This window comes from Plantibacter sp. MCCC 1A11337 (assembly GCF_013349365.1).
Taxonomy (GTDB): domain Bacteria; phylum Actinomycetota; class Actinomycetes; order Actinomycetales; family Microbacteriaceae; genus Plantibacter; species Plantibacter flavus_A.
This window is the reverse complement of record NZ_JABJWX010000005.1, coordinates 276,767-291,818: the sequence shown is the minus strand read 5'-3', so window position 1 is coordinate 291,818 and position 15,052 is coordinate 276,767. Positions and strand designations below refer to the sequence as shown.

The following is a 15,052-nucleotide window of genomic DNA, read 5'->3' as shown; positions in this document are numbered from 1 at the left end:
CGGTGGCGGATCAGGCGGGCTGGTCGGTGCGAGCATCGGTGGAGGCGTCGGACCCTGCGTGCACGGCGCATCGCGGGCCGCCGTCGGGCCCGTCCGCGTGCGCCTCGCACACGACCAACTGCGTCTTGCAGGAGGGGTCCGCGCAGTTCTGCAGGTGCTTGGTCGACGCGTCGCAGACGACACAGTGCCCGATGACGGCCGCGTGATCGCTGAACTCGAGCGAGCCACGCTTGTCGAACACGTACAGGGATCCCTCCCACAGGCCGTCGTCGCCGAACTGCTCGCCGTACCGGACGATGCCGCCGTCGAGCTGGTACACCTCGCCGAACCCTCGCGATCGCATGAGTCCGGAGAGCACCTCGCAGCGGATGCCGCCCGTGCAGTAGGTGACGACCGGCTTGTCCTTGAGGTGGTCGTACTTGCCGCTGTCGAGCTCGGCGACGAAGTCCCGGGTGGTCGCGACGTCGGGGACGACCGCGCCGGCGAACCGACCGATCTCGGCCTCGAACGCGTTCCGGCCGTCGAAGAACACGACGTCGTCGCCGCGCTCCGCGACGAGCTCATGCAGTTCCGTCGGCTGCAGGTGCACCCCGCCGCCGGTGACGCCGTGCTCGTCCACCACGAGCTCGCCGGGGGCGCCGAAGGACACGATCTCCTCGCGCACCTTCACGCTGAGCTTCGGGAAGTCGCTACTCCGACGCCAGGGCGCGGGCCGGTGCCTGGCCGTGCGGACGGGGTCGTCCTCGTCGAAGCCGGAGCCGTCGCTCCACTTCACATCGAGGTCGCGGAACGCTGGATGCTCCTTCGTCTTCCGGACGTAGAGCTTGCAGGCGTCGAGTTCGCCGCCGACGGTGCCGTTGATGCCGTCCTTCGAGATGAGGATGCGACCACGGAGACCGAGTGACTCGCAGAGGTCGCGCTGCCACAGCCGGATCGCCTCCGGGTCCGCCAGGGGAGCGAACGCGTAGTAGAGGAGGATCTTCGGGTCGGCCACCGCTCAATCGTACGTGGCGCCGACCGCGGATCGTCGGGCCGGTCCAGCGGACACGGACGTTCCGGCCCCTCGCTTGTCGAAGGGCCACAACCGCTGCCTTCCGCGCAGGCGCCAGGCCTAGGGTGGACGCAGACCTCGAAGGAGATGGCCATGCGCACTGCAGTGATCGTCGACGCGATCCGGACGCCGTCCGGCCGGGGCAAACCGGGCGGTGCGTTGAACGCCGTGCACCCGACGGACCTCCTCGCCGGCACGATCCGCGCGCTCGTGGAGCGGACCGGCATCGATCCCGCGGTCGTCGAGGACGTCTACGCCGGCTGCGTCACCCAGTCCGGCGAGCAGGGGCAGAACATCGCGCGGAACGCGGCGCTCGCCGCAGGCCTCCCGCAGGAGACGCCCGGCACCACCATCGACCGGCAGTGCGGCTCCAGCCAGCAGGCCACCACCTTCGCCGCACAGAGCGTCATGTCGGCGGGCAACGACGTCGTCATCGCCTGCGGGGTCGAATCGATGAGTCGAGCGCCGATGGGCTCCAACGTGCAAGGTGCAGACCCCTTCGGCTCCGCCCTCCGAGCCCGCTTCCCCGATGGCCTCGTCGGCCAGGGCGTCTCCGCCGAACTCATCGCCGCCCGCTGGAACCTCAGCCGCGACGAGCTCGACGCCTTCGCCGCCCGCTCCCATGAGCGCGCCGCCGCGACCTGGGCGTCCGGCGGGTTCGACGGCGAGGTCGTCGCCGTCACCCTCCCCGACGGTTCCGTCGTCACGACCGACGAGACGGTCCGTGCCGGGACGACCCCCGAGGCGCTCGCCGGACTCCCCGCCGTCTTCCGCGACGAGCGGCTCGCGGCGCGCTTCCCCGAGATCGCCTGGCGGGTCACGCCGGGGAACGCCTCACCGCTCACCGACGGCGCCTCCGCCGCGCTCATCATGAGCGAGGTACGGGCGCTCGAGCTGGGGCTGACGCCGCGTGCGCGCTTCGTCTCCTTCGCCGCGGTCGGGAGCGACCCGATCGAGATGCTCACCGGCATCCTCCCCGCGACCCGCCGCATCCTGGAGCGCAGCGGGCTCGACATCGACGACATCGACGCGTTCGAGGTCAACGAGGCGTTCGCCTCCGTCCCGCTCGCGTGGCAACGAGCGTTCGGGGTGGACGACGACCGGCTCAACCCGCGTGGCGGGGCGATCGCCCTCGGGCACCCGCTCGGCGCCTCCGGGACGAAGCTCCTCGCCACCCTCCTCGGCCAGCTCGAGGCGACCGGCGGCCGCTACGGTCTGCAGACGATGTGCGAGGGCGGCGGTATGGCCAACGCGACGATCATCGAGCGCCTCTGACGGGCGCGCCCACCAGGTGAAGGGAACCACGACATGGATGTGACCGGCAGCTCGGCGATCGTCACCGGCGGCGCCTCGGGACTCGGATTCGCGACCGCGACGCGGTTGGCCGGCGCCGGCGCGCGCGTCGTGCTCGTCGACCTCCCCGGCTCACCCGGGGCAGAGCGGGCCGAGGAACTCGGCGGGTTCGCGACCTTCGTGCCCGCCGACGTCACCGACGGTGAGCAGGTGCAGGCGGCGGTCGAAGCGGCGGTGTCGCGTGGACCGCTGCGGGTCGTCGTGAACTGTGCCGGCATCGCGCCACCGGCGAAGGTGCTCGGCCGCGACGGCCCGGCGGACCTCGGGGCCTTCGAACGCGTCCTGCGCGTCAACGTCCTCGGCACCTTCAACGTCATCCGGCTCACCGCCGACGCGATGCAGCACAACGACCCGGACGGCGATCCCGTCGACGGCGCCGGAGACCGCGGCGTCATCATCAACACCGCGTCCGTCGCAGCCTTCGACGGACAGATCGGCCAGCCCGCCTACGCCGCGTCCAAGGGGGCGGTGCACTCGATGACGTTGCCGATCGCCCGCGAGCTGGCGCGCTTCGGGATCCGGGTCGTGACGATCGCACCCGGCATCATGGAGACGCCCATGCTCGCCGGACTGCCCGAGGCGGCGCAGGAGTCGCTCGGGCACCAGGTGCCGTACCCGGCCCGCCTCGGCCGTCCCGACGAGTACGCCGCCCTCGCGCTGCACATCGTCGAGAACGGCTACCTCAACGGTGAGACGATCCGCCTCGACGGCGCGATCCGGATGGCGCCGAAATGACCGGCTCTCCGATGCCGACGAACCCATCCACCGACCAGGGAGCCACTCCGTGACCAGCGACGACACCATCCTCTTCGAGGTGAGCGACGGCCTCGCGCACCTCACGCTCAACCGGCCCGCGAGCCTCAACGCGATCGACGACCGTGCGGCCAGACGGTGGCGCGACCTCGCCCTCGAGATCGCGGAGCGCGACGACGTCCGGGCGGTCCTGTTCGACGCCAACGGACCCGCGTTCTGCGCGGGCGGCGACGTCCTCGCGATGTCGCGGATGGGTGACGGCAGCGCAGGATCGACGGGCGCCTTCGTCACCGAGCTCGCCGACATCATCCACGAGGGCCATCGGACGCTGCAATCGGTCGCGAAGCCGATCGTCGCCGCCGTCCAGGGTGCCGTCGCCGGCGGCGGACTGGGGTTCATGCTCGTCGCCGACGTGATCGTCGCGTCCGACCGGGCGAAGTTCGTCAGTAAGTACGCCGACATCGGCCTCACGCCCGACTGCGGCGTGAGTACCCTGTTGCCCGAGGCGGTCGGCATGCGTCGGGCGCTCGAGCTCACCCTCGGGCCGCGGATGCTGAGCGCGGACGAAGCACTCGACTGGGGGCTCGTGACCGAGGTGGTCCCCGCCGAGCAACTCGACGCCCGTGCCCGCGAGGTGGCCGCGTTCTGGTTGACCGGGGCCACGGCCGCGTTCGGTCAGGCGAGGCGACTGCTGCGCGAGAGCGTCGGCCGCGGCTACCAGGACGCCCTCGACGACGAAGCCCGCACGATCGGTGCGGCGATCGAGACACCCGAGTCGGTCGCGCGCGTCGCGGCGTTCGCCGCCGCGTCGGCGAAGCGCGCCGCCACCACCACCCCGAAGGAGCCCACCGCATGACCACCCTCGCCGGCAAGACCATCCTCATGTCGGGCGGCAGCCGCGGCATCGGCCTCGCGATCGCCCTGCGTGCCGCCCGCGACGGTGCGAACGTCGCGATCCTCGCCAAGACCGACACCCCCGATCCCCGCCTCGAGGGGACGATCCACACCGCAGCGGACGCGATCCGCGAGGCCGGTGGGCAGGCGCTCCCAATCCTCGGCGACGTCCGGAACGACGACGACATCACGCGGGCCGTGTTCGAAACCGCCGGTGAGTTCGGCGGCATCGACATCGTCGTCAACAACGCGAGCGTCATCAGCCTCGCTCGGACCCTCGATCTCGACGCGAAGCGGTACGACCTCATGCAGGACGTGAACGTGCGTGGCACCTTCATGCTGTCGCGGGCGGCCATCCCCATGCTGAAGGACGCGGAGAACCCGCACATCCTGTCGCTGTCACCGCCGCTCAACCTCGACCCGAAGTGGCTCGGCGCGCACACCGGCTACACACTCGCGAAGTACGGCATGTCGATGGTGACGCTCGGTCTCGCGGCCGAGTTCGGACGCGACGGCATCGCCGCGAACACGCTCTGGCCGAAGACGACGATCAAGACGGCGGCGGTCGGCAACATCCTCGGCGGCGAGGCCCTCCTGGCGAAGAGTCGCACCCCGGAGATCTACGCCGACGCGGCCTACGAGGTCCTGACGGCGTCGGCGCGTGAGCTCACGGGTCGGTCGCTCATCGTGGAGGACGTCCTCGCGGAGGCCGGGGTCACCGACCTCGCGAAGTACTCACCGGGCGTCCACGAGTCGGAGCTCTACCCCGACATCTTCCTGTAGCGGTGCCCTCGGCATCGGTCCCTGAGTTTGTCGAAGGGCGGGCGTGTCGGTCCCTGAGCTTGTCGAATGGCAATGCTGTCCGCTGACGGCAGAACGCGTGCTCCCCGAGCCTGGCCGACCCGCGCCTACAGTGAGAGCACGCGGTCACGGAGCCCGCGCCCGCAGCCGGAAGGAGTCGCCATGTTGTACCGCGAAGCCCTCGGTGCGGCCCTGCGCACGCGTCGACTCGAACAGGGGCGCACCCTGCAGGACGTCGCGACCGCCGCAGCCGTCTCGACGCCCTACCTGTCGGAGATCGAACGCGGCCGGAAGGACGCCTCCTCCGAGGTGGTGGTGACCATCGCCGACGCGCTCCGCACCCGCCTCGACGCGCTCATGTTCGACATCGCCGACCGCTTCGAGACCGCGGCGGCTCCGATCGTCGTCGAGCTGCCCCTCGCCGAGGACGCGCTCGCCGACGCGACGATCACCCCGCTGCGCCCCGCGGCCGACCCGCAGCTGCTCGCCGCCTGACGCCGACCGTCGGCGATCGTCCGGACACGGTGCTTCATCCCGTCCGGTGACTGCCCGTCGCTCGCTCGGCCCACCGCTCCCTCCGTCAGCCGCGGGCGAGTGCCTCGAAGGTCTCGTTGAGGAGCGGCTCGGCCGTCTCCCACGTCGTGTCCGCATCCCAGGCACCGAGGTCGGTGACCTCGGTGTGGCGGCCGGCCTGGTGCTTCGGCTCGGGATCGCCCGGGAGCCGCAGCCGCTGGGTGAACCCTCCGGTCGTCCGGTCGAAGTCGAGCACGTGGAAGGCGACGTTCCGGTTCCAGTCCTCGGACGGCCACGAGATTAAGTTCACGCGCACCCGCTCAGCGCACAGCGGCCCCTCGGCGACGTAACTGCCGGGGTGGTCCTCGCCCGGCGACAGGATGCGGTACGCGCCGTTCGAGCAGTACAGCAGCAGGGCCGGCACGAACGGCTTCTCCGCGAACAGTTCGGTGTAGTGGAGCGCCTCGGCTCGGACTACGTCGCCGAACAGGTGCGGGGTCTGCGGTGCCCCAAGGGTGTGCATCGGCACGGTCGTCTCCTTCGGTTCGTCAGGGGGCGGTATGCGTGTCACTCTGGCCGCGGCCGCCGTATGCGCGGTGTACGCGGGCTGGGTGGATGCGGAGAACGACGCTGGTATTCCACGGTGCCAGGAGATCGGTGCGACAGCAGGACCGTTCCACGCGAAATGTCCTGTTCCCGGGCGGTTCTCCTGCTGCGGCGCGACGGACCCGCGGGCGTAGGCTGGAGGATGCGACGCCCCGCAGCACACTCGGACGGGCCGCACCCGAAAGGAACACCCGTGATCCAGCACCACCTGCGCGTCCATCGCAGCGACGAGAACCTCGCCCGTGAAGGACAGCTCGCCTGGCAGCTCGCCCGCGTCGCGACCGATCCGGTGGAGGTGACGCCCGAGGTCGTCGACATGATCATCAACCGGGTGATCGACAACGCCGCCGTCGCAGCCGCCTCGCTCACGCGCCGACCCGTCTCCTCGGCTCGCGCCCAGGCGCTCAGCCACCCCGTCAGCACGGGCGGCGACGGTGCCACGGTGTTCGGGCCCGACCTCGCCCGCCGCGTCTCCCCGGAATGGGCGGCCTGGGCCAACGGCGTCGCCGTGCGCGAGCTCGACTTCCACGACACCTTCCTCGCCGCCGAGTACTCGCACCCGGGCGACAACATCCCGCCCATCGTCGCGGTGGCCCAGCACGTCGGCTGCTCGGGCGCCGACCTCGTCCGCGGGATCGCGACCGGCTACGAGATCCAGATCGACCTCGCGAAGGCGATCAGCCTGCACCGGCACAAGATCGACCACGTCGCACACCTCGGCCCGAGCGCCGCCGCCGGCATCGGCACGATGCTCGGCCTCGACCAGGCCACCATCCACCAGGCGATCGGCCAGGCACTCCACACCACGACGGCCACCCGCCAGTCGCGCAAGGGCGAGATCTCCACCTGGAAGGCGCACGCTCCCGCGTTCGCCGGCAAGATGGCGGTCGAGGCCGTCGACCGGGCGATGCGCGGCGAGACCAGCCCGTCACCGATCTACGAGGGCGAGGACGGCGTGGTCGCCTGGCTGCTCGACGGCCCCGACGCCTCCTACGACGTCCCGTTGCCCGGCGCCGGTGAGCCGAAGCTCGCGATCCTCGACTCCTTCACGAAGGAGCACTCGGCGGAGTACCAGGCGCAGGCGTGGATCGACCTCGCCCGCAAGCTGCACCACGAGCACCCGGAGGTCCTCGTGCCCGGAGCCGTGGACCGCATCGTCCTCCACACCTCGCACCACACGCACTACGTCATCGGCTCCGGCGCGAACGACCCGCAGAAGTACGACCCGACGGCGTCGCGCGAGACGCTCGACCACTCCATCCCCTACATCGTCGCGGTGGCGCTGCAGGACGGCGCGTGGCACCACGTCGACTCCTACCGTCCCGAACGTGCCACCCGCGCCGACACCGTCGAGCTGTGGCACCGGATCTCGACGGCGGAGGACGCTGAGTGGACGCGCCGCTACCACTCGCTCGACCCGGCCGAACAGGCGTTCGGCGGGCGCATCGAGATCACGCTCACGGACGGGTCGACCATCGTCGACGAGATCGCCGTCGCCGACGCCCACCCGCTCGGAGCCCGGCCGTTCGCACGCGCCGACTACGTCCACAAGTTCCGCACGCTCGCCGCCGACGTCCTCGATGCGGAGGAGATCGAGCGTTTCCTCGCGCTCGCCGAACGCCTCCCGGAGCTCGACGCCGACGAGGTCAAGCAGCTGAGCATCCAGGCCGCCTCCGGGGTCCTCGCCTCGGCACCCCACCCGGCCGGCCTGTTCTGATGCCGGCCGACCTCCAGAAGGGACCGTGCTGATGCTGTACAGCGAGACCACGCCGGCAGAGAAGCGCCGGCTGTTCCGGGAGCGACTCGCCACCGGTGAGCTGCTGCGCTTCCCGGGCGCGTTCAACCCGCTCTCGGCGAGGCTCATCGAGCAGAAGGGCTTCGACGGCGTCTACATCTCCGGCGCGGTGCTCTCCGCCGACCTCGGGCTGCCCGACATCGGACTGACGACCCTCACCGAGGTCGCCGGTCGCGCCAAGCAGATCGCCCGGATGACCGAGCTGCCCGCGATCGTCGACGCCGACACCGGCTTCGGGGAGCCGATGAACGTCGCGCGCACCGTCCAGGAGATCGAGGACGCCGGGCTCGCCGGGCTCCACATCGAAGACCAGGTCAACCCGAAGCGCTGCGGCCACCTCGACGGCAAGCAGGTCGTCGACACCTCCACCGCACTCGGCCGGATCCGTGCCGCCGTCGACGCCCGGCGCGATGCGAACCTGCTCATCATGGCGCGCACCGACATCGCCGCCGTCGACGGGCTCGACGCCGCGATCGACCGGGCCAAGCAGCTCGTCGACGCCGGAGCCGACGCGATCTTCCCCGAGGCGATGCGGTCGCTCGAGGAGTTCGCCGCCGTCCGCGACGCGGTCGACGTGCCGATCCTCGCCAACATGACGGAGTTCGGCAAGAGCGAGCTGTTCACGAGTCAGCAGCTCGCCGATGTGGGCGTGAACCTCGTCATCTGGCCGGTGTCGCTCCTCCGCATCGCGATGGGCGCCGCGGGTCGCGCGCTCGACACGCTGAACGACGAGGGCTCGCTCACGAGCAAGCTCGGCGAGATGCAGCACCGTGCCGACCTCTACGAACTGATCGACTACGAGGGCTACAACCGCTTCGACACCTCGGTCTTCAACTTCACCATCGACCGGTAGGCGTCCCCTCACCGGTGAACACCACCTGGGTCTCCGCTCCCCGAGCTTGTCGAGGGGCGAGCCGGGTGCCAAGCTCGACCGACGCGCGCAGGACGCGCGCAGGCAGTACGCAAAGGAGCAACGCATGACCGAAGCGACCAGCGACATCAAGAAGGGTCTCGCCGGCGTCGTCGTCGACGTGACGAGCGTCTCGAAGGTGAACCCGGAGACGAACTCGCTGCTCTACCGCGGGTATCCGGTCCAGGAGCTCGCCGAGCACTGCAGCTTCGAGCAGGTCGCGTACCTGCTCTGGAACGGTGAACTGCCCACGGGGGCCGAACTCGCGGAGTTCACGTCGTCGGAGCGGGGCCAGCGCGCTCTCGACGACAACGTCAAGGCGGCCATCGACCTCCTCCCGACGACGAGCCACCCGATGGACGCCCTCCGGACGGCGGTCAGCGTGATCGGTGCGAACGATCCGACCGCCGAGACGAACACCCCCGAGGCCAACGCGGTGAAGGCCGCGAGCCTGTACGCGAAGCTGCCCGCGATCGTCGCCTACGACCAGCGCCGCCGCCACGGCCTCGAGCTCGTCCCGCCGCGCGACGACCTCGGCTACAGCGCCAACTTCCTCTTCATGACCTTCGGCGAAGAGGCCGATCCGGTCGTCGTCGAGGCGTTCGACGTCTCGATGATCCTCTACGCGGAGCACTCCTTCAACGCTTCGACGTTCACCGCCAGGGTCATCACCTCGACCCTCAGCGACCTGTACTCGGCGGTCACCGGAGCGATCGGCGCGCTCAAGGGCGCCCTGCACGGTGGGGCGAACGAGGCCGTCATGCACGTCTTCGACGAGATCGGGACGGCTGACCAGGCCAGCGCCTGGCTCGACGCGGCGCTCGCCGAGAAGCGCAAGATCATGGGCTTCGGACATCGGGTCTACAAGAACGGCGACTCGCGCGTGCCGACGATGCTCAAGGCGCTCGAGCGGCTCGCCGAGCACTACGGCAAGCCCGAGATCCTCGAGCTGTACACGACGCTCGAAGCGGACATGGTCGCGCGGAAGAACATCAAACCGAACCTCGACTACCCCTCGGGCCCGGCGTACAACCTGATCGGGTTCGACACGGCCACGTTCACGCCGCTGTTCGTCGCCGCTCGGATCGTCGGGTGGACGGCGCACATCGCCGAGCAGCTCGCGTCGAACGCGCTCATCCGTCCGCTGTCCGAGTACGTCGGGCCCGACGAGCGGCACGTGCCGACCGACTGAGGGACGAGTTCTCCACAGATTCGGCGGCAGCCCCCACGGCGATATTCCAGATGAGTAGCCTCGGTCCTCGTGACTGCTCTGATTCGTCCTCCGCGCTCCTTGCTCCTGCGATCCACGCTTTCGGCCCTAGCCGCTGCGACCATCCTGCTCACCGCGGTGGGAGCCCCGGTCCCGGCGTCCGCCGCTCCGCCTGTCGGTTCCATCGCCGACCCCCAGGAGCACGACGACGGACCCCGTGACGCGTTCGGCACCGGGGACGTCCCCGGTGCGCCGGACGCCGTGGCCCCTTCGGCAGGCACCTCGAGGGTGATCGGCAAGCTCGTCCTGCAGAACCGGTCCAGTGGATCCTCGGCGTACGTCGGGCTCTCCGCGCCGGAGTCGGGTCGGAACGTCCAGCGGCTGTACTCGTCCTCGGTGGGCGGAGCGGCGTCGCTCGCGGGAACGTATTCCCTCCCCGCCGTCGGTGCGGCCGGGCCGATCGCCGGCGTGGGAACCTCCTCGACGCTCTGCCTGACGCCCGCCGGCGACGGCTCCCGGGCGTTCGTCGCAGCCCGGACGTGCACCGGTTCCCCGTCGCAGGACTTCGAGTGGCGCTACGTCTCGAACACGTGGGTCGCCGGCTACGCGCTGTACCCGGTGTCGAGTCGGTACTCCCTGGGTGGGACCGACACCGACACCTTCGTCGAGCTCACGATGGACGCGCTCACCGACGTCGTCGTGGAGTCGCAGCTGGCCCCGATCGAGCCGTTCGAACTGCGTACGCCGGCGATCGGCGCCACGGTGGACACGCCGTCCCCCACGTTCAGCGGTATCGGGCAGCCCGGATCGTCCATCTCGATCCGCACCGACGCGCAGGCTCTGCTCGCGAGCACCAGTGTCCCCCTGGACTCGACGTCCTGGTCGGTTCCGTCGATCCAGCTCGAGCCCGGCCGCTACACGGGCACCGCGACCCAGAGTGGGACCGGTTCGGATGTCCAGGTGCGTTTCGACTTCACGGTCCCGTCGCCGCTCGCGCCCGGCGCCTCGATCCCCACACCGACGCTCACCCCCGGTCAGTCCGTGGAGGTGGAGGCGACGTTCAACGCCGATGCCGGTGGTCAGCGCATCGACGTCTACCAGCCGGCGAACACGCGGATCACCGCGGTCGACCATCCGGCCTTCACGCTCGACGCGTTGGGCATCGGAGGCACCCTGCCGGTCGGCACGAACACGCTGAGGTTCACCCTGCGGGCGAATGACGAGGCTCCGATCGGCGAGGCCACCGGTGGCAAGGTCACCTACGGTTCTTCCCGCATCACGATCGCCGACTTCGCAGCGAACATCGTCAGGGCACCGGACGAGCCGATCGCCCCACTGGTGGTCCAATCGCCGAAGCGCGGCGAGACGATCACTGAGACGACCCCCGTCTTCCGAGGGACCGGTGAGCCGGGGTCGCGGATCGAGATCCGTGGTGCGTGGGGGCGTGTCCTCGGCTCAGTGGAGCGCGTGGACGCGAGCGGTGCTTGGTCGATCACGTGGAACAAGAGTCTCCTCCCGAGCCGGTATGTCGGAGGAACCGTGAAGCAGTTCGTGAGCGGTGTCGCGACGCACACCTTCGTCTACGACTTCACCCTGGTGCAGCCGCAGCTCGTCGTGACGTCGCCGACGTTCGGCGACACGATCACGGGAACTCGTCCAGTCTTCACCGGTACGGCGAACCCCGGGGCGCGGGTGCGGATCACGGGCGCGTGGAGCACCGACCTCGGCTCCGCGATCGCCGACGAGCGCACCGGTGAGTGGACCATCACCTGGCCGCGCGACTATCAGCCGGCGCGCTACTTCGGCGGCACCGTGACCGAGACGGTGGGCGGGAAGGTCATCAGCTCGACCGGATACGACTTCACCCTCGCCCGCTGACCCACCTGGCCGCCGGCCCGGTGTCACTGCACCGGGCCGGTGGCTCCTCCCTCCCTCCACCGAGTCCCCGAAGGAAGATCCATCTTGAAGCACCTCACCCTCCTCGCCGCCGCGGGCCTCACCATCGTCGCCCTCGCCGGATGCACCGACGCGGACGCGTCGTCGATGTCGAGCGCATCACCGACGGCTGCCGCCGAACCCACCACCGATTCCGAGTACACGATCCCCGACGTCACCGGCGAGTGCGTCGACGGCATGGCGACCATCGTCGACGACAGCTCGAACGTGACCATCGACGGTGACTGCGAGAACGTCGTCGTCGAGGCCTCCAACAGCATCGTGACCGTGACGGGAGCCGTCGTGAACCTCTCGTTCGACAGCTCCATCACCCTCGTGAACGTCTCGACCGTCGACAACGTCGCGTTCGTCGAGGGAGCCAACGGCAACAAGGTCGCGACCTCGTCGGCGCCGGTCATCACCGACAGCGGGGAGGGCAACATCGTCGCCGCTGACTGACGGCCGGCGAGTCCCGGCCCAGGTGTGTCGGACGCCACACGTCGCCAGGCGTCGCAGGACCCTGGTGTTGTCGAGTCAGGACAACCGTGGTGCGAGACGTCGTGCCGGCGGGATACGGTCGCATCCGTGCACCTCATCTTCCGCACCATCGCCGTGCTGCTGCAGTCCCGCCGTCGAGCCCGTCGTGGTGAACGCCCGGGTGTCTGGGACGTCGGTCGGATCCGGCTCCGCGTGCTCCCGACCGACCTCGACGTGCTCGGGCACATGAACAACGGCGTGTACCTGTCGATCTTCGATCTCGGCCGACTCGACCTGCTGATCCGGAACGGACTGTGGGATCGCTTCAAGCACCTGGGCTGGTACCCCGTGGTGTCGAGTGAGAGCATCACCTTCCGGAAGTCGCTGCAGCCTTGGCAGCGCTTCAGCGTCGAGACCCGCGTGACGGGCTACGACGACAAGGGCGTCTTCATCGAACACCGCGTCGTCGTCGGCGGCGAGATCTACACGCAGGCCATCGTCCGAGGGCGCTTCCTGAAACGGTCGGGCGGCGTGGTCCCGCTCGCAGAGCTCCTCGAGCTCACCGGCCCCGCCCCGACCGACCTCCCGGCGTGGCAGGCGCAGTGGGCCCGCGACGTCGCGCTCCCGCCCACGAAGGCGCCGGCCCCCAGTGACTGGTGACTCCGAGTCGGTCGACATACTGGATTAAGCAACTGGAATACTTGTAGGCTGACCGGGTTCGTCTTCGAACCCTCACCGGTGCGTCCGGGTGGATCCTCATCCTCCCGTCCGCGCCCTTGCGAAAGGTCGCCTCGCTCCAATGAAGCTCCTCATCCCCGTCTCCCTCCTGAACCTGGTCGGCATCACGGCGACCCTGCTCGGCGGTCCAGCCGCGACCGACGCCGATCCGTCGGCAGACGCCCTGCCCAGCGCAGCTGTCGTCCAAGGCCGATTCATCGGTCAGACGTTCCCCACGGGCTCGGGCTCGTTCTTCGCGGTCGGCGCCTCGACCGATGTGCTGAATCCGGTCAGGGCGACGACGCACGCCACCCTGCAGGACGCGCTGGCCGCTTCGGAGCGCTGGACGTTCCCCTCGGCGGACGCGTCCGGACCGGTGACGACCGCGGCCGGAGGCGTCACCCGCTGCCTCCAGCCCGACCCGTCGCAGCCGTACAAGTACGTCTACCCCGCCGCCTGCAACGGATCCACCGCGCAGCAGTGGGCCTGGGAGTCCTTCGAGAACGGCCGGGTCGGCGGGTACGGTCTCGTCTCCAACGGCGGATCCGGTGGGTTCCTGCGCCAGTTCGACGGTCGTCTGGCCGTCGGAGGGTACGGGGTCGCCGCCGATGCCGACCGCGTGCTGCCCGAGGGCGTCGATCCGGTCCCGGCCGGAGAACCGGTCACACTCGAGTCGCCTGCGCCAGGTTCCGTCGTCAGGGAGCCTCGACCCGCGTTCAGCGGCCGGGGCACGCCCGAGTCCGACATCCAGGTCCTCGACTCGGCGGGGGCGCTGCTCGCCGCGGCGACCGTCGCCCCGGACGGCTCATGGACGGCCGTCCCGTCGCGCGACCTCGCACCCGGAGCCCAGTCCGGCACGCTTCATCAGCAGTCCGACCAGTCGACGGCGAACTGGTCGCTGACGTACCTCGTGGTGGCCCCCGTGGTCGTGCAGACACCCGCGCTCGACGCCACGGTCGACGTCCCCCGTCCGCAGTTCTCCGGCCTCGGCGAGCCCGGCGGTCAGGTGACCGTCGTCGACGATCGCACCGGCGTGACGCTGGTCGACGTCGAGGTGGACGACACCGGCGCGTGGAACCAGCAATCGTTGCGGACGCTCGAACAACGCGCCTACACCGCGACCGCGACACAGGTGTTCGACGGGCAGCGCACGACCGCGCCACTCCGCTTCACCTACACCGACCCGACCCCTGAGCCCGGCCCGGTCGAGGACGTGACCCTGCGCTCGCCCGCCCTCGGTGAGGTCGTCGAAACGCCGGTGCCCGTGTTCACCGGCCGTGGCGAGCCCGGAGCGACCATCCGGGTGATCGGTGCATGGAACACGGAGATCGGTTCCGCGAGAGTGGGCGACGACCACGTCTGGACGGCGACGTTGAACAAGACGCTGAGCCCGGGTCGCTACCGCGGCGGAACGGTGCGCCAGGAGATCGGCGGGACCGAACAGTCGCGGGTGCCGTACGACTTCACCGTGAGTGCCGGCGCCACCATCGCTCCGCTCGTCGTCGAGACGCCGAGCGTCGGTGGCTTGGTCTCGTCGTCCGTACCCGTGTTCAGCGGGAAGGCTCAGCCCGGTGCGCGACTCGAGATCTGGAGCGCGTGGGGCGATCTCGTCGGGAAGACCGAAGTCGTCGCGGCGAGCGGGAACTGGTCGATCATGTGGAACAAGTCGCTCCTTCCCGCTCGGTACCGGGGTGGCTGGGTCAGGCAGATCGTCGGCGACGTCGAGACGCATCGCTCGGTGTACGACTTCACGATCGCGTCGGAGCTGAAGGTGACGTCGCCGAAGATCGGCGACACGCTCACCGGCACTCGGCCGGTGTTCACCGGGACGGCGACACCGCTCGCCGAGATCGAGATCATCGGCCTGTGGGGCACACGACTCGGGACGACGAAGGCCGACTCCTCAGGTGCGTGGACCATCCAGTGGGGCCGGGATTACCTCCCCGGTCGCTATCAGGGAGGACGGGTCGAGCAGCGAGTGAACGGCACGTTCGTCGATCAGGTGGGATATGACTTCCGCCTGGTGCGATAGCGGAT

The 15,052-nt window shown here is 70.0% G+C and carries 14 protein-coding genes; 12 read left to right on the top strand and 2 right to left on the bottom strand.

Features of this window, described 5'->3' with window-relative positions; all coding sequences use genetic code 11:
- Positions 1–10: 10 nt before the first annotated feature.
- Positions 11–994: a rhodanese-related sulfurtransferase gene (locus HOW07_RS17905; protein ID WP_175118085.1), complete on the bottom strand. Its 984-nt coding sequence runs from the start codon at positions 992–994 to the stop codon at positions 11–13.
- Between the two features lie 150 nt (positions 995–1,144).
- Here HOW07_RS17905 and HOW07_RS17900 point away from each other — a divergent pair, with 150 nt between their 5' ends.
- The 5 genes from HOW07_RS17900 to HOW07_RS17880 all read left to right on the top strand — a co-directional run bounded on the left by HOW07_RS17900 (position 1,145) and on the right by HOW07_RS17880 (position 5,347).
- The gene (locus HOW07_RS17900) at positions 1,145–2,326 is read left to right on the top strand and encodes a thiolase family protein (protein ID WP_175118082.1); all 1,182 of its coding nucleotides are present in this window, start codon (positions 1,145–1,147) and stop codon (positions 2,324–2,326) included.
- Between the two features lie 33 nt (positions 2,327–2,359).
- Positions 2,360–3,139 carry a 3-hydroxyacyl-CoA dehydrogenase gene (locus HOW07_RS17895; protein ID WP_071260445.1) on the top strand — a complete coding sequence of 260 codons (780 nt, stop codon included), beginning with the start codon at positions 2,360–2,362 and terminating at the stop codon, positions 3,137–3,139.
- 49 nt (positions 3,140–3,188) lie between these two features.
- Positions 3,189–4,013, top strand: coding sequence for an enoyl-CoA hydratase/isomerase family protein (locus HOW07_RS17890; protein ID WP_175118080.1), 825 nt, complete (start codon positions 3,189–3,191; stop codon positions 4,011–4,013).
- Positions 4,010–4,834: an NAD(P)-dependent oxidoreductase gene (locus HOW07_RS17885; RefSeq protein WP_175118078.1), complete on the top strand. Its 825-nt coding sequence runs from the start codon at positions 4,010–4,012 to the stop codon at positions 4,832–4,834. Before HOW07_RS17890 ends, HOW07_RS17885 begins: the two co-directional genes overlap by 4 nt.
- A gap of 180 nt (positions 4,835–5,014) precedes the next feature.
- Positions 5,015–5,347, top strand: a complete 333-nt coding sequence (locus tag HOW07_RS17880) for a helix-turn-helix domain-containing protein (RefSeq protein ID WP_079706375.1) — start codon at positions 5,015–5,017, stop codon at positions 5,345–5,347.
- Between the two features lie 85 nt (positions 5,348–5,432).
- On the opposite strand, the gene HOW07_RS17875 is transcribed toward HOW07_RS17880, so the two are convergent.
- Positions 5,433–5,894, bottom strand: coding sequence for a hypothetical protein (locus HOW07_RS17875; RefSeq protein WP_175118074.1), 462 nt, complete (start codon positions 5,892–5,894; stop codon positions 5,433–5,435).
- A gap of 270 nt (positions 5,895–6,164) precedes the next feature.
- Between HOW07_RS17875 and HOW07_RS17870 the strand changes: the two genes are divergently transcribed.
- The 7 genes from HOW07_RS17870 (at position 6,165) to HOW07_RS17840 (ending at position 15,047) form a co-directional block, all read left to right on the top strand.
- Positions 6,165–7,688 carry an MmgE/PrpD family protein gene (locus HOW07_RS17870; RefSeq protein WP_354295995.1) on the top strand — a complete coding sequence of 508 codons (1,524 nt, stop codon included), beginning with the start codon at positions 6,165–6,167 and terminating at the stop codon, positions 7,686–7,688.
- 31 nt (positions 7,689–7,719) lie between these two features.
- Complete coding sequence (gene prpB, locus HOW07_RS17865; RefSeq protein WP_064294892.1) at positions 7,720–8,619, top strand: methylisocitrate lyase; 900 nt, start codon at positions 7,720–7,722, stop codon at positions 8,617–8,619.
- Positions 8,620–8,743: 124 nt separating this feature from the next.
- Positions 8,744–9,868, top strand: a complete 1,125-nt coding sequence (locus tag HOW07_RS17860) for a bifunctional 2-methylcitrate synthase/citrate synthase (RefSeq protein ID WP_175118071.1) — start codon at positions 8,744–8,746, stop codon at positions 9,866–9,868.
- Positions 9,869–9,937: 69 nt separating this feature from the next.
- Positions 9,938–11,764, top strand: coding sequence for a hypothetical protein (locus HOW07_RS17855; protein ID WP_175118069.1), 1,827 nt, complete (start codon positions 9,938–9,940; stop codon positions 11,762–11,764).
- Positions 11,765–11,848: 84 nt separating this feature from the next.
- Entirely contained in the window at positions 11,849–12,280 is a 432-nt protein-coding gene (locus HOW07_RS17850; protein WP_175118068.1) for a hypothetical protein, read from the top strand.
- 126 nt (positions 12,281–12,406) lie between these two features.
- Positions 12,407–12,958 carry a thioesterase family protein gene (locus HOW07_RS17845; RefSeq protein WP_175118066.1) on the top strand — a complete coding sequence of 184 codons (552 nt, stop codon included), beginning with the start codon at positions 12,407–12,409 and terminating at the stop codon, positions 12,956–12,958.
- A gap of 139 nt (positions 12,959–13,097) precedes the next feature.
- A complete protein-coding gene (locus HOW07_RS17840; RefSeq protein WP_175118065.1) occupies positions 13,098–15,047 on the top strand; it encodes a hypothetical protein in 1,950 nt (649 codons plus the stop codon).
- Positions 15,048–15,052 lie beyond the last annotated feature (5 nt).

Coding starts and splice junctions, on each gene's coding strand:
- HOW07_RS17900 (WP_175118082.1), top strand. CDS start 1,145: ATGCGCACTGCAGTGATCGTCGACGCGATCCGGACGCCGTCCGGCCGG.
- HOW07_RS17895 (WP_071260445.1), top strand. CDS start 2,360: ATGGATGTGACCGGCAGCTCGGCGATCGTCACCGGCGGCGCCTCGGGA.
- HOW07_RS17885 (WP_175118078.1), top strand. CDS start 4,010: ATGACCACCCTCGCCGGCAAGACCATCCTCATGTCGGGCGGCAGCCGC.
- HOW07_RS17880 (WP_079706375.1), top strand. CDS start 5,015: ATGTTGTACCGCGAAGCCCTCGGTGCGGCCCTGCGCACGCGTCGACTC.
- prpB (WP_064294892.1), top strand. CDS start 7,720: ATGCTGTACAGCGAGACCACGCCGGCAGAGAAGCGCCGGCTGTTCCGG.
- HOW07_RS17860 (WP_175118071.1), top strand. CDS start 8,744: ATGACCGAAGCGACCAGCGACATCAAGAAGGGTCTCGCCGGCGTCGTC.
- HOW07_RS17840 (WP_175118065.1), top strand. CDS start 13,098: ATGAAGCTCCTCATCCCCGTCTCCCTCCTGAACCTGGTCGGCATCACG.